The sequence below is a fragment of the Amycolatopsis sp. SB7-3 genome (genome assembly GCF_041021335.1).
Taxonomy (GTDB): domain Bacteria; phylum Actinomycetota; class Actinomycetes; order Mycobacteriales; family Pseudonocardiaceae; genus Amycolatopsis; species Amycolatopsis japonica.
Genome location: NZ_JBFPJQ010000003.1, coordinates 354,844 through 373,553 on the forward strand (window position 1 = coordinate 354,844; position 18,710 = coordinate 373,553).

Here is an 18,710-nt window from a genome sequence, read left to right on the forward strand (position 1 = left end):
GGCCTTCACGCGCAATGCGTGCTAGCCGATGGGCTCGATCCAGATGTTGCGGAACCGCGGGTTCTCACCAGGATCCCCGTGGTCCTGCAAGCGGATCGCGCCCGGTGCTGCGCTTTCCGGGATGCTGTCGCCCGTACCGCCGTCGATCGCCACGTCGTTGTGGACCACGACGCCGTTCCACACCACGGTCACACGGGCGTTGTCGGTCTTGTTCCCGGCACCGTCGAACCGGGCGGCACGGAAGGTGACGTCGTAGGTCTGCCAGGTGCCCGGCGCCGTCGCCATGTTCCGGTCAGGCGCCTTCTTCGAGTAGATCGCGCCCGCCTCGTTGTTGGCGAGCGTGGTGTCCACGAAGGATTCGAGCACCTGCAGTTCGTAGCGTTCCTGGAGATAGACGCCGCTGTTGCCCCTTTGCTGTCCGGTGACCTCCGGCGGGTAGTTCGGCTCGTTCCATTCGACGTGCAGCCGGAAGTCGCCGAACTGCTGCTTCGTGCGGATGTCCCCGCCGTTCGACTCCATCGCGCCGCCGGACACCGGCCAGGTCGCCGCGCCGCCCGCGCGTTTCTCCCACGCGTTCAGATCGGTGCCCTTGAACAACGTGATGCGCCGGGACTCGGTCAGGGTGAGACTGTCGAGGTTGACGTTGCCCGCGTCGCCCGTGTCGTAGCGATAGGAGATCGTGTTCGCTCCGGCTTTGAGGTCGAGCGTCTCGGGCTGGGTGTTCCAGGTGTCCCAGTTGCCGGTGCTCGCGAGCCGGACCTGTTTCACCTTGGTCCCGTTGACGTAGACGGTCACCGATTTGGTCCCCGGCGCGGGATCCGGGCCGTTCGAGTAGCGCAAGGCCGCGTTGTAGGCACCGGATTTCGGCGCGTTCACGGTGAACGTCGTCGCGGCGCCCTGGTTCCAGTAGCCGTCGACGAAACCGGTGCCCGTGTAGCCCGCATGGTTCGTGTTCGTCGCCGCGCCACCGCTCAGCGCGGCCCGCTCCGCCTCGTAGGTCGTGCTCGCCGGCGGACCGCCGACCAGGGAGTTGAGCGTGTACCAGGCTTCCGTGCTCCACAGCGCCGCACCGGACTCCGACGCGAACGGACGCGGCGAGCGCAGGTGCACCACATGTCCGGCCTTCAGCCCTGCGACCTGCAGCGTGACCTTCTTGCGGTCGGCCGACAGGCTCGCGGACGTGACGGACAACGTCTGCTCGTCGATCTTCGGCCCGCCGTAGGCCGGTGTGGGCTGGTAGCGCCACTGCTGTGCCTGGTACTTCGCCGCGAGGTTCTGCGCGGTCCCGGCCGACAGCGGCTGGGTGTACTCCAGTTCGAATCCGCCCGCGACGGCCCGCATCGCCCGGATGTCGAAGGCGTTCGTGCCGTTGGGCGTCACCTTCTGGAGGCCGTAGGCGAGTTTGCCGGGCTGGCCCCAGTTCCCGCCGCCGTCGATCCCGCCGGTGTAGATCGCGCCGTCGGGGCCGAGGCTGATCCGGCTGACACCCGACTCGAGGCCCTGGGTCATGCGGAAGACCGCACCCTGGTACTCACCGTTGACCTTCTCCAGGAAAGCTCGCTGCAGCCCGCCGTAGGTCACGTCGCCGTACACCATCTGCCCGGCGAACGGGCCCGTCGGCAGCATGACCATGTTGCTCGGCGAGTTCGCGATCTCGTTGTGCGGCAACCACAACACGGGCGCGGTCACCGGCTTCTCGTCGAACGGGCCCGCGGGATTGGTGTAGTGGTTGAAGAAGCGGTCCTGCTTGATCCGCACGAGCTTGTTCGCGGGAAGCCAGCCGCCCTGGTTGTCGGTGACGAAGACGTCGCCTTCCGGTCCCCAGCCGATGCCGTGCGGTGTACGCAGCCCGCCTGCGATGTAGGAGACCTGGCCGGTGGCCTTGTTCACCTTGATCGTCGTGCCGCGGTTCTTCGCGGGCTGCGGGTCGGTGGTGGCGCCGCCGTAGTTGATGGAGACGGAAAGGTTGGCGTAGAAGTAGCCGTCCTTGTACAGCAGGCCGAACGCGAACTCGTGGAAGTTGCCGCCGAACGGCCAGGTGGCGACCGTGCGGTAGTCGTCGGTCACGCCGTCGCCGTTGGTGTCGTTCAGTTCGACGAGCCGCGTCTTCTCCGAGACGTACAGCTTGCCGTCGACGTACTTGACGCCCATCGGTTCCTTGAGCCCGCTGGCGACGCGCTGCGTGCGGACCTTGCTCGGGTCGGTGTTCCCGCTGACGTTGCTCAGCAGGTGGACCTCGCCGAGGACCTTGTCGGAGCCGCCCCACGTGGCGATCGCGAGCCGTCCGTCCGGGAGCCAGTCCATGCCGGTGACCTGCGGCTGGAATCCCTCGGGACGCAGGTTCGTCAGCGTGAAGCCGGGGTGGACGCCGTTGAGCGGCAGGCCGTCACCGGGGGAGTCCGTGGCGCCTTCGCATTCCTTGCGCCCGGGCGAGGTCACCCGCACGACGTCGGCGTCGGTGCTGAGCACCGAATTCGGCACGAGCGCGAAATCCGCCGCGCCCGGCGGCCGCCATTCGAGGGTGACCTGCTGATCGTTGGTGTTGTCGAAATGGTCGATCCGCAACGCGTGATACCCGGTGCTCAACTGCACCGTGCCGGTCGCCGGGGTCGCCCCGTGCAGGCCGTCGTGGTTGATCACCGTCTGGCCGTCGATCCGGAGCCTGGAGCCGTCGTCGCTGGTGAGCCGGAATTCGTACTGGCCCGCGGTGGCGATGTTGATGTTCCCGATGACCTCGGAGACGAACCGCTCGTCCAGACCGAAGTCGGCGGTGGTGGTCCAGTCGATCGTCGGCATCAACTTGTCGACGTTGGGGGTCTGGCCGGATTTGATCGCGCAGAGCTTGGTGAGCTCACGCTGGAGGTCGTACGTGCGGAGCGTGACACCGGGTTGCTGGGGTGGGATGGCCGCTTCGGCCGGGACTGTCGTCAGCCCGGTCAATGCCGTGACCAGCGCCAACGAGGCGACGATGGACCGGTTGAAGCGCTTGCGGACAAACGGAAGCATCGTTGCTCCTCGGGTCGGCGGCGGAGCACCTCTGTGACGCCGCTGAACCTAAGAGGACTTTCGATCGAAGTCAACGAAAGTCTGTACAGAACGGACGAAAGTTAGACCGAACGGCCGCGTTCGGGGTCTTTGCCCTGCCGTCCGGCGGTGACCTCGGGGATCGTGGAAGTCCGGGAACTCGCGTGAATCGTGAGTCCCCAGACGATCACGATCCGGCTTCCATTCCGGAGCTTTCGTCGATGCTGCTTAACGGTGTCGCCGTCGGACCCGACCTTTACGCCATGGGCGACGACGGAGGTCCTTGAACCCGATATCCAGGATGGTTGTGGAGATGGCGAAAAAAGGAAAGAAGTGGAATTGCGACGGAGGCGGCAGGGCGCATGCGCGGACCCTGCGGACCTTGGGATTCAGCTGCATCGGCTCGACGTCAGATGCCCGGTGGCTTCGTAGAGGCGGTATCACGGTCCCGGTTCCCAAGGGAGCACGCCTGTCCCGGCCACAGATCATGTACCTGCAGGCGACCTGTGGCTACGGGCGAGAGGCGTACCTGCGGGCATGGCGGGCGAAGGTGCGGAAGCTCGGGTGCCCGAATGGTGGAAAGAACCCGCTCGCTTGAGAGCGCTCACAGGTGAGGTGGTGGAAATGCCCAGACGCGAGCGACGAGACGATGGCATCCGTCCCGTCGGGCTTTCCTTCGGCCAGCGGTTCGCCTGCGTGACATTCGGCCTCGCGGTTATCGGCCTGGCGCAAGCGGGTGTCTATCTCGGTCATGACGGTGCGGCCGTGGTCGCTCTCGTGGTCCTGGCGGGAGTGGCGTTCTTGCTGGGCGTCGTGGGTCTGGTGCCCAAGCGGGTCTCCTGGGGCAAGAGCCTGAAGCTCGAGTTCCTGGCCGGGGTGAGGGTCGCGGAGGCGCAGGCGTTGACGACCGCGCCGTCGGAAATCTCGCGTCTTGCGCAGGAAGCGATCGCGACCGTGAAGGGCTCCGCGGACGTCGAGGGGGTCACGGAGGCGGTGATCCTCGCCGACCACGCACTCTTCACTGCGGAGATCATGGCGGTGGTGAAAGACGTCGCCGCCATGATCGGTGCCGAGACGAAAGAGAACGGGATCGGCGACGAATGGTGGAACGCTCGCGTCGCGAAGGGAAGCGTCTCCGTGTACGTCTCCATCCGTACGACCCTCGACGATCAGGTCACCTCTTACATGCGGTCCAGGATGTCGGCCGTCGAGGAGGGCGCGGACGTTCTCATCGTCGCTCGCGAGGTCGACACAAGGGCCTTGCGGAATCTCGGTGGCCCTCGGCCTCCCGCGGTGATCACCTGGCAGGGCGAACCCGACGATCTGAAGCGACCGCTGGCGCGGCTTTTCAAGAACAGGGGAAGATCCCGGGGGTGACCGGCGTCGCTGGTCTGCGCCATTCAGGTGGGAACCGCGGGAACTCGCGACAATGGTCTATCCCGGCGCGATTTCCCGGTATGGATCGTTGGTACGACGAGTCCCCCGGGCGCGGTGAAGCTTCTCCGCTGACCCCGCATCAGCTCCCGTCGGTGACCGCGACGTTCGTCGGTCGGGAAACGGAATTGGCGAAGATCAGCGCGATCGCGGACCGAGGGGACGGCCGCTCCAACGCGATCGCGATCATCGCGGGCGCGCCGGGGGTGGGGAAGACCGCCTTGGCCGTGCAATGGGCGTCCGCGCAGCGCGAGCGTTTTCCCGACGGCGATCTCTACTGCGACCTTCACGGCTACGCGCCGGGTCCGGCCAGTACGCCACCCGAAGTTCTCGCCGGTTTCCTGCGCGCGCTCGAAGTTCCCGGGAAGAAGATCCCGCGAAGCCTGGAGGCGAAGTCGGCGCTCTTCCGCTCGTTGCTGAACGATCGCCGATTCGTCATCGTTCTGGACAACGTCACCTCACCGGACGCGGTACGCCCGCTGCTGCCCAGCACACCCGGCTGTTTCGTGCTGGTGACGAGCCGCAGTAGCCTGTCGGGCCTCGTCGTGACCAACGGTGCCCGCCGGATCACCTTGGACATGCTGATGCCCGCCGAATCGGAGACCCTGCTCCGGACGGCGATCGGAGCGCGCCGGGCGGACGGCGAACCCGGCGCGATCAGAGAGCTCGCGGATCTGTGCGGACATCTGCCACTGGCGGTGAGGATCGCCGGCGAGCGAGTGGCGGCGCATCCGTATCTGAGGCTGGCTGACCTTCTCGGAGAACTCCGGTCGGAGGCACGAAGACTCGACGCGTTCGAAACGGGTGACGACGAAATGTCCGCCCTGCGGCCGGTGTTCTCGTGGTCGTACCAAGCCTTGGATCCCGCCACGGCCCGCGTCTTCCGGATGCTCGGCCTCCATCCCGGACCGTCCGTCAGCGTGGCCACCGCGTCCGTGCTCGTCGGCCCGCCCGCGGCCGATGTCCGGCGCAGGCTCGACAAGCTCACCGCGGGATGCCTGCTGAGCGAGGTCGACCGAGACAGATTTCGTTTCCACGACCTGCTGCGCGTGTACGCGAAGGAACGTGTCGACGCGGAGGAGTCCGCCGAAGAACGAGAGGAATCGCCTCGGCGCTTGCTCGAGTGGTATCTCGCCTGCGCCGATTCGGCGGACCGGGTGCTCACACCCATGCGAAGACGTGTCGCTCTCGAAGTCTCCCCGGACGTCTCCGGCAAGCTCGAATTCGGCACCTACGGGGAAGCACTCGCCTGGTGCGAGGCCGAGCAGGCCAATCTGGTCGCGTCGGTGCACGCCGCGCTGGCCGCTGACTGGTGCTCGATCGCGTGCAGGCTGCCGCTCGCGCTGTGGGCGTTCTTCACCTTGCGGAAACCGTGGGCCGACTGGATCGCCACCTACAAAGCGGGCGTCGAGGCTGCGAGACGATGCTCCGACCAGTTCAGCGAGGCTTCCCTGCTGGCCGGACTGGGCATCGCGCACCGGGATCTGTGCCGGTTCGAAGAGGCGTTGGCGTATTTGGAGTCGGCGCTCGCGATCCGGCGGCGGATCGACGATTCCTGGGGGCAGGGCCAGGCGCTGATCAGTCTCGGGATCGCGTACCACGAGCAGGGCCGGTTCGCCGAAGCCCTCGGGCACCACACAGACGCGCTGGAGGTCTTCCGGCTCCTCGGTGACGAATGGGGAGCGGCGCAGACGCTGCATTTCCTCGGCCTCACGAACCATGGGCTGGGCCGATTCGAGCAGGCTTACGAGAATCTACGGCAGGCCTTGGACATCCGGCATCGGATCGGCTATCGCTACGGCGAAGCGGAAACGCTGGTGGGGCTGGCCCTCGTCTTCCAGAAGATCGACCGGAGCGGCGAATCCGCTGGGCAGCTGAAGCGGGCCTTGGAACTACGTCGCGACATGGGAGATCGCTATGGTGAAGCGGCGGCGCTGGACCACTTGGGTCAGCTCTGGGCGAGAAAAGGCGAAACCGAGTGGGCGAAGACCTGCTGGGGTGACGCGTTGAACATCTTCAACGAACTCGGTGCGCCGAGGGCTGCGGAGGTGTACGCGCGGCTTCGTGAGGTTCAAGCGGGTTAGGGATTTGATGGTGTGGTGTGTGTTGCCGAAAATCGGCGACGGCGCCACGCGTCTTGCTCCCTTGTCGGAATTCTTTTCACGTTATGCAGTGGTGCGGTGTGCGTTGCCGAAAATCGGCAATGCTTTGGTCGTTCGTGGGGTCGGGAATTGTCGGTGGTGGGTCGTAGGTTTGTGGGGTGGATACTCATTCCGCGCCTGTGGCGCTCTTGGAAGGTCTCACCGATCCCGAGGTGTTGGCTGCGGTGAACTCCGTGGTGGATTCTTTGGATGACAAGGATTGCGTGGCGTTGGCGCAGGCGGCGTCGGTGGGGATCGCGCGTTTGGAGGCGGTGCGGTTTCGGGCGTTGGCGCAGTTGAATCGTCATCGTGAGGGTGCGCGGAGTGTGGCGCAGGAGGTCGCGCTTGAGTTGTCCCTTGTGGACAATCATGCGGGTGCGCTGGTCGCCGCCGCGGACGCGCTGACCAGCCGCCTGCCCCGCACGTTGAACCTGATGGATGAGGGGAAGCTGGCCGGGTTCAGCGCGATGAAGGTCGCGACGGCCACCGCGTGGCTGTCGGATGAGGATGCTCGTGCGGTGGACGCCGTGTTGGAGGACCGGATCGGGGACAAGAACCCGGATCAGGTGCGGAAAGCGGCCAATCACGCGGCGAACACGATCGACCCTGAGGGTGCCGGTAAACGGACCGAGCAGCACCGTGAAGGCCGCCGCCTCACGATGCGGCACGGTGAGACGGGGGTCGCCTCGGTCGAGGTGGAGGATGGGCCGGTGGAGAAGGTCGCTGCGGCGTATCAGCGGATCGATCGTGAAGCGCGGGCTCTCCGAACCGGTGGTGAGACTCGTACTCTCGACCAGTTGCGGGCGGATGTCGCGCTCGATCTTTTGCTCGGTGGCCAGGGTGGGGCGAGTGAGCGCAGCGAGGTGTTTCTCTATATGGATTTGTTCACCTATCTGGGCCTGAATGATGATCCGGCGGAGCTGGCCGGGCATGGCACGATCCCCGCCGCGTTGGCCAGGGAGATCGCCACGGGTGGGAACAGTGTGTTGCGGCGGATCGTCACTGATCCGCTGTCCGGGCAGGTTCTGGATCTGCGCCGGGACCGGTACCGGCCGACCGCGGGTTTGGCCGAGTTCATGCGGGTGCGGGACCGGGAGTGCCGAAGACCCGGCTGCCATCGCCCAGCGCAGGCATGCGACATCGATCATTCGGTGCCGTGGCAGCACGGCGGGCACACCACCGACACCGACCTCATCGATCTCTGCCGCCGCGACCACCGATTGAAAGACGAACCCGGCTGGATCTACCGGCTCGCCTCTGATGGCACTCTGACGATCACCACACCCACCGGGCAGCAGTACGACAGCACGCCACCACCGCTGCACGAACCCCGCCCGGGAAGCGACGAGCCGCCACCGTTCTGAGTCCGTCGCCGAAAAGCGGCGACGGGCGTTGTGGGGGCTGGGTTTCAGGGTTCTGGCCTGTCGTCGGAATGTGGCGGCGGGCGGTGTGGGGGCTGGGTTTCAGCGTTCCGGCCCGTTGCCGAAAAGCGGCAACGGACGGCTTGCGCCCAAGTAGCGGCAAGCCTCCACGAATCCCAGCCGACCGGCTAGCGTTTCCGCGCCCACGCCACCAGCCCCCGTTTCGTCAGCGACAAAGGCACCGCCGTCTTGGTGGCCAGCCGCCACGCGGACGGCTCGGGCAGACCCCGGCCGCGGAGGAACAGCGCGACCGCGGCGCGATCGGGAAGTGTCACCAACCGGGCGTCCCAGGCGCGGATCGACTCGACCTCGAACACCTTGCCCAGCAGAGGTTCGGCGGTTTCCGCGTCGAAGCTCGACGCCCGGCCCCAGCGAGGCAGCGCCCACGCCAGTTCGGGATCGTTCCACCGGCTCGACGCCGAGACGGCCAGCAGCCCACCCGGTGAGAGGACCCGCCTCACCTCGGTGAGCGCTTCCACCGGGTCGGGCACATGGTGAAGCATCCACAACGCGGCCGCACCGTCGAAGGTCGCTTCGCGGAAGGGAAGGCCGGTCACATCGGCCTGGACGGAGTATCCGGGCGCGTGGGACACGTGCGACGCCAGGTCGGCCACCACCGTCGGCACGTTCCGGCGTACCAGCAGCCGGGAAAGCGCTCCGGTGCCGCCTCCGACGTCCAGCACCAGTGAACATCCTTCGGTCGCGAAGCCGGCGGCGATCTCCGGATGGACGTCGCCGCACGAGGAGAACCAGGCGGTCGAGAGCACATTGGCCGCGAAGCGTCCGGGATCACTCTCGTAATCGACGGGAACGGCGTCATTCACGACCTGACAGACTAGGGACGGGCAGGGCGGTTCGCGTCGTCTGCTCGGTGGGGTCTTTCGGGCATCAGGGTGAGGCCCGGCCTCGGATAGAGTTGTGGCCGGAGCGGGGAGGGCGAGTGACGACGGCATCGGGCGAACCCCGGCTGAGGTCGGCCGTTCTCGCACAGGCGTGGCAACGGATCGACGGCGTCGAGGTCCTCTCCTCCGCCGACGGCGGCCCGCTGACCCGCACGATCAAGAAGATCATCGACCCACTGGTGATCCGCACGGCGGCGCGTCCCCGGCTCGGTCGTCCCGTGCTGGACGCGGCGACGGCGGCGGAGCTGACGGAACTCCTGCTGGCCGACGCCGACAGGCTGCGCGCGACGGCCGCGTGGTTCACCCACCTCAAACGTCAGCGCCGCGCCCTGCGCATCACGGCGGGCAACGTGCAAGACGTCTGTTTCCCCCTGGCGTATGAACTGGCGACAGGCTTCGGCTCGCCGGGGCCCGATGCGGCGGTGACGGCCGCGGGGGCGTTGCGGGATCTCCATGGTGAGGCTGGCGCGGCGGGCGTGGATCGGCTCACCGCGTATCTCGCGGATCCGCGGCACGAGACGCGGCTGACCGCGGAGTTGCGTCGCCGCTGGGCCGCTGAAACCGTTGTGCCACAAGACATCGCCGCGCTCCGGACGTTCGTCGACGACCTTTCCGACGCCACTTGGCGAACCCTCGCCGATTCGGCCGCCGGGCACGCTCTCGGGCTCGGGCTGAGGGAGCCGGGCGGGGCACGCGAGCTCAGTGAGATCATCCGAGAGATCTCCGGGTTGCCCGCGCCGGATCTCGGCCTGCAACGCGGAGATCGCACCGCCGTCCCGCCCTTGAACCGGCGCGACGAAACCGGCGCCGAACTCCTCGAACGCAGTGTCGAACGCCGCGTGCGCGCCACCCTGCGCCGTCTTCCGCCGGACGAGCGGCCTCCCGTCGAGGACCTCGTCGACGACGAACTCACCCGGGTCGCGGCCGGATTCGGGCTCGGCCTGCCCGCGCTGGCCGCGTGCTTCGCGCTGGGTGTCGTCCTCGCCCCCGCGCTGCGGCCGCTCGACGGCGCGGCCCCCGCCGGGGTGCCCGAGTTCGCGCGGCGGCTCAACGCGCAAGTCGCGCGGGAGGGTTACGTCCTGCACGCCCGCCGCGCGCTGGCCGGGGCCACCCCGCTCACCCCGCGGCCCGACGCCGAACTCCTGCGTGATCTTCGCGAGTTCGCCAAGCACTTCCTCGGCAGGCTGTGGGTCCGGCTGCACGGCTTCGACGTCCGCGGCGACCTGCCCGCCGACGCCGCCGACGTCCGCGACCTCGTCACCGGAGTGGTCCGCTCGACGTCACTGGATCTGCGGACGAAGGTGCGTCGAGCGCTCATGGCCCGCCTGCCGGATCTGGAGGCCGTGTCATGACGCATCCGGTGCACACGCCCGTCGTCGCGGCCGACGGCGGTCTCATCCGTTTCGCCCTCGCCGATCTCCTCGCGGGCAGGACGACCACGATGCGCATCGAGCTCAGCGACGCCGGAGCCGCCGAACCGTGGCTGACCCGGCTCGTGGGCGCGGAAGCGAGCCTCGCCGCGCTCGCCCAGGGCCACGCGGATCTTCCCGCCCGGCCGGAATTGGGCAGGCTCGCGCTGCTGTTGTGGCTCCGGCGCTGGTGGCCCGCCGGCCCGTCGCTCGGAGTCCCGTCGCTGGACCCGGCGTTGCTGGACCTCGAAACGGCGGTCGCGACGGCCGACGTCGAGGACCTGGCCGAAGGGCTTCTCGACGGTTTCGAAGCCTCTCCGGCGGAGCTGTTCGACGCGGCGGTCGCGGACGGAGCCCTCCTGGCAGCCGCGGGGTCGGTCGCCGACGACGTCCGAGGACTGTGCACCCGCCTCGCCGCCTGGTTCGACGATCAGGACGACATCGTGCGCGCCGAAGCCGCGGTACGTGTGGAAACACCGGCACCGAGCCAAAAAGCGTACGCACTGGCCGCGGGCCTCGATCCGGTGGCGCCCGGCGAAGGCATACTGGCGAGCGGACGGGCGAGCGTCGACTGGGCGCGGGTCCCACCCGGGATCCTGGACGCCGGCGAGGACACGGTGAGCTGGCGGATCGTCGCCGCCGCGGCCGCCACCCGGCTCGAAGTCGTCGTCGCGGGCGCGTTCGCAGATGCGGCGATCAGCGCGTTCGCGAGCCACGAGGGCGAGTCGTTCGCGGAGGTACCGCTGGAGCTGGGCGCCGGGCGGTTCAGCGGCACGGCCGACTTGGACGACGCCGCGGCGCGGCTGGCGGCGCGTGTCCCTGGTGGACAGATCGCCGTCGTCGTCGGGATGGCGGACGAGAGTGTCGCCGGGACCACGGCGGAAGACCGGGCGGAGGTGGTCGCGCTCGTGCGGGCCCGCCCACCCGAGCTCAGGACGCTGGCCGAACGGGCGGCGGCCGCTTCCGCCGATGAGGAGTTTTGACGTGCTCGTCGGCATGCCGCCGCCCCGGAATCCGCCGGATCGCCCGCTTCCGCCCGAACTGGGCCCCGCGAGTTCGCACGGGTACAACTGTCGTTGCGTCGCACGGTATTTCGCTCTCGATCCGGCCCCGTACGGCGAACTCCCCGCCTGCTCGCTGTCCGAACGCCAGTACCGGAAGCTGCTGGTGGAGGCGGCCGAGGTCCAAGACGAGGCCAAACGACTGGCTGTCACGCGGAACGTCGCGGACGCGCAACGGAAGTACGCCCGGATGCGGGAGATCGCGCAGCGGCTCGACCGGACGGATCTGGAACTCGCCGCGGTCAGCGATCTGGCCACGCTCTGCTATTCGGCGGGCGATCTGCGCAACGCGCGGCAATGCGCCGAAGCCGTGCTCAACGTCTTCAAGGTGAGCGCCGTCGCCATCGTCCACTTCGGACAGTATGCCGAGGCACGGATGATCGAAGGCTCCCGCGAGGTCGCCGAGCGCGTGCTCATCTCCCTGGCCACCGAGGAAGGTGACGTCGCCAAGGCGCGCGAGCTGATCGCCGGGCAGCGGCGCCGGGCGGCATTCCGCAAGGAGGCGGGACCGGACCAGTATCCGCCCGAGCTGCTCGACGTCCACGGGGTCGACGAGCTGGAACTGAGGATCTTCGACGTGCGGGTGCAGATCGCGGCCGGGGATTTCGCCGGCGCGCGGACGGCGATCGACGAGATCCTGGCGGCGTTGGACGCGCTCGCCGAGAACGACGAGGTCCGCGAGCGGGTCGTGCACCAGCAGGCCATGGTCAGGGCCGAACGTGCCAGGATCCGCCAGGCGGGTGGTGAGGACGCCGACGCGCGGGCGGACCTCCTGAGGCTGACGGCTCAGCACGCTGGGAGCCCGATGGCCGCCAAGATGGGCATAGGGCTGGCGGAGGCCCGCGCCCTCGCGGGTGATTTCCCCGGCGCGGTCACCGCGATCGTCACCGCCCGCGACGAACTCGCGGCGGCGGGCCTGACCGGCGACGTCGCGGAGGCGAGCCACGCGCTGGGCATGTTGCTGCTGCACGCGGGCGACGTCTCGCAGGCCAGAGCGCAGTTCGAACACGCGGGAGCGATCCGGACGGCCAACGGCGACGGTCCGGGTCTGCGCCTCGTGGACACGGCACTGGCCCGCTGCGCGGCCGCGGAAGGCGACTGGGCGACGGCGGAGGACCACGCGAACCGCGCGAGGGAATCGGCGCGGACGGCGGGGGACTGGGCGGATCTCCTGCACACGGATTTCGTGGCGGCGTCGATCGGGTTCGCCCGTGGAGAAGACCTGCCCGCGGTGCTGGATCTGCTGCTCCCGCTGACGCTCGCGGCGGCGGAGTACCGGTTCGAGTTCGTCTCGCCGGAGGCGCGCACGGCGTGGGCACGGGACATCGCGGCCCCGACGATGGGGATGGCGCTCGCGTTGCTGGCCCAGCTCGAGGAGCCGAGGCTCGCGGCGGAACTCGTCGAGCGTACCTGTGCCGTCGGCGCGTACACGGGCACGGAGGAGCCCACACTGGGCCTCACCGGCGCGCTTCCCAGTCTCGAAGTCGGCCCGGTCACCGAGGGGCTTCCGTTGGCGGCACTGGGTTCCGTGACTTCGTCGCTTCCGCTGCGGCTCGCCCCGCCGCCCGCGCTGCGCTGGTCGCCGTCGTCGCCCATGGAACTGGACCGATGGCTCGCCGTCGCCGCCGAGCGGTACCGGCTGCCTCGTCCGGTCACCGACACCGTCGAGACCTGGCCCGACGCGAAGCCCGGGCGCGAGACGTTCCTCCTGCGCTTCGCCGATGCCGGACACACCTTCCTCACCTGGCGGACCACCGAGGACCTCGACACCGTCCACACGCACCCGATCGACTTCGCCCTGGTCGGGACCGCCCGTCAGGTCTTGGACGCCGCGTCCCCGACACCGCACGAAGGCGAGAGCGTGGCCGACGCGGTCCGGCGCTCGCTGGGCGAAGACGCGTTCGGGAGCTTCGCCGGGGAACAACGCCTGGCCCGCGTGCTCGCGCTCAACCTCCTGCCCGCCGACCTGGTCGAGCGACTCCGTCGTGCCGCCGCCGGGGGAAACCGCCCGCTCCTGCGGATCCAGCCGTCGCCGAGCCTCGCCGGTGTCCCGTGGGGACTGCTGGCGCTGCCCGACCGGCGGGCCGATCGCGTGCTGGAAATCGACGAGCTCGGCCTCTGTTTCGACGGCGACGAGCGCGTCCTCGACGTCGCCGACGTCTCGCTGCTCGCCCCGTCCGCGATCCCGCGTCGCCCGTCCTCGGCCGACGGCCCGCCGGTCTACCTGCTCGACCCGCGCATCCCCGGCCAGAGCGCGTTCGGCGAGCTGGGCTCCGTGCTCGGCAAACAGGACGCGACCTCACCGTTGATCCGCCATCTCGACGAGCGGCTCGCCGAGGGGCCGGTCCTTCCCGCCGCCGGACGCGGGCTCGATCTGGTGCGCCGCACCGACACCGACCGCCGCCTGCTCGCGGAACTCGTGGCGGGGCCTTGTTCGCGGCTGGTGTTCGTCGGGCACGTCAGCCGCGTCCGCGACGAGCACGGCGCGCAGACCGCCCTGCATCTGTCCTGTGCGGCCGATCTTCCGGGTACGGCCGCCCCGATCGGCGCGCACCGGCCGTTCACCGCCGCCGACCTCGCACTGTCCGAAATGGACATGCCCGCGCGAGTGGCGCTCGTCGGCTGTGCCAGCGCGAGCGATTTCGGCCTCGCCGAACCGTTCGGCGTACTGCTCGCCGCCATCGCGGCCGGAGCCGGTCTGGTCGCCGCCACGGTCTGGGCGCTGCCGACGTCGGCAGCCGTGCCCGGTGCGGACCCGATGTCCGATTTGGTCATCGCCGTCGACACGGCGCTCGCCGGTGAGGATCCGGTCACCGAGCTGTGCGCCTGGCAGCGATCCCGGCTCGCCCGCTGGCGTGAGCGGCCCGAGCCCGCGACCTCTCCGGTCTTCTGGGCGCCGCTGACCTGCCTCGACGCGACCGACGACGGGAAAACCTGGGTTCGGTAGCGGGAGGGGCCGCCGAGGCTGTGTCCAGCACGAACGACACGGCGAAAGGCGGCACCCGATGTTCAAGAAGATCCGCGACAAGATCAACGACGCGACGCAGCAGGGCATGGCGCGGGGCGAGCAGGATTTCCAGCGCCACGCGGAGCAGTTCCGGCAGGCCGCCGCCGCGCAGGGCCACGACATCACGCCGCAGCTGCCGACTCCGCAGCTGGCCGCGCAGGCGTTCCGGAGCCTCAACGCCGACCCGGACATGGCGGCGTTCATGGCGTTGCCGATGGACGAGCAGTTGCGCCAGCAGCAGGAACTGCAGGCCTACGGCACCGAACTGCGGCGGCTCTACGACACCTGCGAGCCCGCCACGCTGGTGGTCCGCGGTCTGGAGCCGACCGGCCGGAAGATCGCCGGGCAGGCGCAGTACACCGCGACGCTCGAGGTCACCCGCGCCGACGGCACCACCTACCGGACGGTGACGCAGCTGATCACGCCGCTGGCGACGATCCAGCAGTACGCGCCCGGTACCCGGCACGAAGCCCGCGTCGACCCCGCCGACCCGGCGAAGGTCGCAGTGTTCGGCCCGATCGGTTAGGCGGTAGACATGTTCGGGACCTTCGAATTCGGCCTGCCGGAAGACTCCCGGCGGGCCCGCCGCCCAGGCCTGCGTCTGTGGCTGCTCGGCGTGCCCACGACGCTGGCCTGGGCGGTCGTGGGCTGGTCGGGCGCGCTCGGGCTGCTGGACGGTTTCCGGTTGATGTCGCTGAACCGCGTCGACGCGTGGGGGGCCGACGCGGGCCCGGCGGTCTCCCTCGTCCTGCTCTTCAGCATCTCGATCACGGTGGCTTCGTCGCTCGGGTTCGCGATGCTGTGGGGCGGCGGGGTGTCGCTGCGCGGGATGGGCGTCGGCTTCCGGGCGAGCAGCCTGGCCGCCTCCCTCGGCATCGCGCTGGGCGCCGGCGCCGCGATTCCGTCCTGGACGCCGCCGGAGGCGGTGGGGAAGCGGCTGCCGTCCGAACCGTGGACCGAGGTGGACTGGGTCGTCTACTACGAGCCGTATCTCGTCCCGGCGGTGGCCGGGGTGACCGCACTGGTCATGATCATGGTGCTGGGACGGGCGTTCGTCACCAAGGCCGAAGCGGACGACCGCGCGGAGGCGCTGGCGCGGACCGGCCACGAGGTGATGGGCACCGTGGTCGGCGTCGAGTTCACCAACGTCTGGGTGATGGGGAATCCCCGGTTCACCGTGCAGGTCCGGTTCCCCACCGACGCGAGGGAGCGGACGGTCACCGCCACGATGATCACCTCGCCGTTGCAGGCGCCGGCCCGCGGTTCGACGGTCAAGGTCACCTACGACCCGCGCGATCCGGAGTCGGTCCGGATCGATCCGGATCCGGCGGATCGGGCGGCGGGCGGAAACCTCGGTGCCTTCCTGCCCCCGTTGTTCTGATCGCCCTCTACACTCCCGCGGATGGACGAACAGACGGCAGAGGTGTCCACCGCGCAGGCGGTCCGCAAGGCGATGATCCGGCTGGTCCCGTTCCTCGGGCTGCTCTATCTGCTCAACTATCTCGACCGGGTCAACGTCGGGTTCGCGGCGCTCACCATGAACGCCGACCTCGGCATCAGCTCGGCGGCCTACGGGCTCGGCGCCGGCCTCTTCTTCGTCGGGTACTTCTTCTTCGAGGTGCCCAGCAACGTCATCCTGCACAAGGTCGGGGCCAGGGTCTGGATCGCGCGGATCATGGTCACCTGGGGCATCGTCGCCTCGGCCACCGCGTTCATCCAGGGCGAGGTCAGCTTCTACATCGTGCGGGTGCTGCTCGGTATCGCCGAGGCCGGGTTCTTCCCCGGCATCATCCTGTACCTGACCTACTGGTTCCCGCGGAAGGTGCGGGCCAAGATCGTCGCGCTGTTCTTCCTGGCGGTCCCGCTCTCGTCGGTCATCGGCAGTCCGATCTCCGCCCTGCTCATCAAGCACGGCGACGGGGCTCTCGGCTTCGACTCGGGCTGGCGCTTCATGTTCTTCGCCGAAGGTGTTCCTTCGATCCTGCTCGGCATCGCGGTGCTGTTCCTGCTGCCGAACCGGCCGAAGAACGCGAAATGGCTGACCCCGGACCAGCGCACCGCGCTGCAGTCGACCCTCGACGCCGAGGACACCCGCGAGGTCGGCCACGAGGTGAGCACGCGGAAGGCGCTGACCGATCCGCGCGTGCTCGCGCTGAGCGCCGTCTACTTCGGGATCATCTTCGGCCTCTACGTGCTCGCGTTCTTCCTCCCGCAGGTGATCAAGGGCTTCGAGCAGCAGTTCCAGACCAAATACAGCATCGTCGAAATCGGCCTGATCACGGCGGTCCCGTATGCCATCGCCGCCGTCGCCATGGTGTTGTGGGCACGCCATTCCGACCGCACCGGCGAACGCGCCGGGCACGTCGCCATCGCCGCGTTCGTCGGCGCGGTCTCGATCGCCGCGGCGCTCTACCTGGGTTCGCCGTTGCTGGTGATGGCCGCGGTGACGCTGTGCGCGGTCGGCGTGTTCACCGCGGTCCCGGTGTTCTGGCAGCTGCCGAACGCCTTCCTCACCGGCGTCGGCGCGGCCGCCGGCATCGGCCTGATCAACTCCTTCGGCAACCTGTCGGGTTTCGTGGGCCCGTACCTCGTCGGCTGGCTGCAGGGGCTGACCGGCAGCTTCCGGCCCGGCATGTGGGCCGTCGCGTTCTTCATGGGGATGGCCGGTGTCATCGCGTTGTCCTTCCGCCGCAAGGAGAAGGCCAAGGAGAACCTGTCGGTCAAGTGAGGTGGTCGAAGTCGCCGTTCACCCACCGGATATGGGTTTCGGCGCTTCGGCGCACGACGGCGCGGGCGTCACGGTCGATCGTGTCCCCGCCCAGGGTGTAGAGCCGGTCGTAGGGGAAGTCGTCGAGCCGGTCGACGATGCGGCGGACCACGGCCGCCGACAGCGGGATGTGCTTGGGGAAGTTGCGCTGGAACGAGACCCAGCCCGGCGCGAGCCCGCCCGAGATCGTGTCGCCCGCCAGGATGCTCCCGTCCGGTGTCCTGGCGACGGCGCTGCCGCGCATATGCCCGCCGAGCCGGATCAGTTCGAGGCCGGGCAAGGGTTCCACGTGCTCGTCCCAGAACTCGAACGCCGGATCGGGTGCGGGCAGCCATTCGCGGTTGCGTTCGTTGACCAGCACCGGGACCCCGCCCAGCGCGCGGCTCCAGCCGAGCTAGGGGTCCCCGCCGGAGTCGTCGCGAGGAACGACCAGTGCCCGATCGCGAACTGAGGGTCCCGCTTGATGCTGTGCAGCCCGCGGCCGTGATCCCGGTGCAGGGTCTTGTGCGGCACGGACATCAGTTCTTCGTGCGTCCACCAGCGTCCGGTGTGCGCGCCGAGGTCACCGGCTTCCTCCATACCGACCTCGCCGCGGTCGAGCACGCACCGGGGCGGCTCCGGGGTGGCCGGGTGTTCGATACCGCACCTGTCGCAGATCCACATGATCGAGAGTCTGTGACCTCCAGTGCGCTTGAGGTCAAGACGCGTCTTCCCCCGGCTCGCCGAGCCGGGGGAAGACGGGTGATCAGCTGACGGTCGTCTTGCCGAGGACGGCGTCCTGGTCGGGCGGGTCGAGGGTGAGGTTGACGTCGAACTCGCCGAGCGAACTGTCGGTGACGATATGCGAGGTCGCCGCGGCGTCCACGCTGCTGGTCGCCTCACCGGCGGGGGTCCCGGCCGGGATGGTGAAGTCGACCTTGCCCGTCGCGGTGAACTTCAGCGAGCCTTCCGCGGGCACCTCGGTGTCGGGGATCGGCAGTTCGATGGGGATCGACACCTTCTGCTCGCCGAGCGCGATGTTCACCTTCGAGCTGATGGTGCCGGAGAGCTTCTTCGCACCGACCAGCCGGAGCCCGTCGCCGGCGGCCTGACCGGAATCGACGTCGAGGGTGAACGGCACCGAAATCGGCTCACCCGCCTTGGCCGTCGCCGGGATTTCCGCCTTCACCACCACCGCCACCTTCTGGTCGCCGATGATGGGGAAGCCGCCCTTGTACGTGAGATTCTTTTCGACGGCGGCCGCGGTTCCCGCCGCGGTGAGCATTACGGTTCCGGCGACCACGGCCGCGATCCCGGCCGCGCGGAATCGCCGGACACCCTTCCGTACGAGGGTTTCCGTCATGTCAGGTCCTTTCGTCGTTGAATGGGCTCGAAACCGAATGTAGGTGGAAAGTCACCAACGAGGAAAGGGAAAGATCTCTCGCGTTTTCTTTACGCTTCGATCTTGTCACGCGTATGGAGAATGGTGAGTTCGCGAATTGTCACGCGAAGGCGGAAAGGGGAACTGCCGTCCGTGTTCTTGTCACCCCGGTGACAGGTGCTCC

13 protein-coding genes are annotated in these 18,710 nt (G+C 68.8%); 9 read left to right on the forward strand and 4 right to left on the reverse strand.

The features are described 5' to 3' along the window. Positions 1-21: 21 nt before the first annotated feature. Positions 22-3,006: a family 16 glycoside hydrolase gene (locus tag AB8M46_RS26240; protein ID WP_394361953.1), complete on the reverse strand. Its 2,985-nt coding sequence runs from the start codon at positions 3,004-3,006 to the stop codon at positions 22-24. Positions 3,007-3,588: 582 nt separating this feature from the next. Between AB8M46_RS26240 and AB8M46_RS26245 the strand changes: the two genes are divergently transcribed. The 3 genes from AB8M46_RS26245 to AB8M46_RS26255 all read left to right on the forward strand — a co-directional run bounded on the left by AB8M46_RS26245 (position 3,589) and on the right by AB8M46_RS26255 (position 7,963). Beyond that, on the forward strand, positions 3,589-4,401 hold the full coding sequence (locus AB8M46_RS26245; protein WP_394361954.1) for a hypothetical protein: 813 nt from the start codon (positions 3,589-3,591) through the stop codon (positions 4,399-4,401). A gap of 80 nt (positions 4,402-4,481) precedes the next feature. Next, entirely contained in the window at positions 4,482-6,542 is a 2,061-nt protein-coding gene (locus AB8M46_RS26250) for an ATP-binding protein (protein WP_394361955.1), read from the forward strand. 197 nt (positions 6,543-6,739) lie between these two features. Beyond that, a complete protein-coding gene (locus AB8M46_RS26255) occupies positions 6,740-7,963 on the forward strand; it encodes a DUF222 domain-containing protein (RefSeq protein WP_394362150.1) in 1,224 nt (407 codons plus the stop codon). 185 nt (positions 7,964-8,148) lie between these two features. Here AB8M46_RS26255 and AB8M46_RS26260 read toward each other — a convergent pair whose 3' ends face one another. Beyond that, positions 8,149-8,844 carry a class I SAM-dependent methyltransferase gene (locus AB8M46_RS26260; protein WP_161791101.1) on the reverse strand — a complete coding sequence of 232 codons (696 nt, stop codon included), beginning with the start codon at positions 8,842-8,844 and terminating at the stop codon, positions 8,149-8,151. A 116-nt stretch (positions 8,845-8,960) separates the two neighbouring features. Between AB8M46_RS26260 and AB8M46_RS26265 the strand changes: the two genes are divergently transcribed. The 6 genes from AB8M46_RS26265 to AB8M46_RS26290 are packed head-to-tail and all read left to right on the forward strand — an operon-like array spanning position 8,961 to position 17,127. After that, positions 8,961-10,274 (forward strand): hypothetical protein, encoded by a 1,314-nt coding sequence (locus AB8M46_RS26265; protein ID WP_394361956.1) that lies wholly within the window; start codon positions 8,961-8,963, stop codon positions 10,272-10,274. Continuing rightward, complete coding sequence (locus tag AB8M46_RS26270; protein WP_394361957.1) at positions 10,271-11,314, forward strand: hypothetical protein; 1,044 nt, start codon at positions 10,271-10,273, stop codon at positions 11,312-11,314. The genes AB8M46_RS26265 and AB8M46_RS26270 overlap by 4 nt, the downstream gene beginning before the upstream one ends. Then, positions 11,301-14,339 carry a hypothetical protein gene (locus AB8M46_RS26275; RefSeq protein WP_394361958.1) on the forward strand — a complete coding sequence of 1,013 codons (3,039 nt, stop codon included), beginning with the start codon at positions 11,301-11,303 and terminating at the stop codon, positions 14,337-14,339. The genes AB8M46_RS26270 and AB8M46_RS26275 overlap by 14 nt, the downstream gene beginning before the upstream one ends. Positions 14,340-14,397: 58 nt before the next feature. Beyond that, complete coding sequence (locus AB8M46_RS26280; protein ID WP_038514728.1) at positions 14,398-14,925, forward strand: hypothetical protein; 528 nt, start codon at positions 14,398-14,400, stop codon at positions 14,923-14,925. Between the two features lie 9 nt (positions 14,926-14,934). Further along, positions 14,935-15,780 (forward strand): DUF3592 domain-containing protein, encoded by an 846-nt coding sequence (locus AB8M46_RS26285; RefSeq protein WP_394361959.1) that lies wholly within the window; start codon positions 14,935-14,937, stop codon positions 15,778-15,780. Between the two features lie 21 nt (positions 15,781-15,801). Next, positions 15,802-17,127, forward strand: coding sequence for an MFS transporter (locus AB8M46_RS26290; RefSeq protein ID WP_378422884.1), 1,326 nt, complete (start codon positions 15,802-15,804; stop codon positions 17,125-17,127). Here the strand turns inward: AB8M46_RS26290 and AB8M46_RS26295 are convergent. After that, a complete protein-coding gene (locus tag AB8M46_RS26295) occupies positions 17,120-17,527 on the reverse strand; it encodes a hypothetical protein (RefSeq protein WP_394361960.1) in 408 nt (135 codons plus the stop codon). The genes AB8M46_RS26290 and AB8M46_RS26295 overlap by 8 nt on opposite strands. Positions 17,528-17,911: 384 nt before the next feature. Next, positions 17,912-18,508 (reverse strand): DUF6801 domain-containing protein, encoded by a 597-nt coding sequence (locus AB8M46_RS26300; protein ID WP_037336713.1) that lies wholly within the window; start codon positions 18,506-18,508, stop codon positions 17,912-17,914. Positions 18,509-18,710 lie beyond the last annotated feature (202 nt).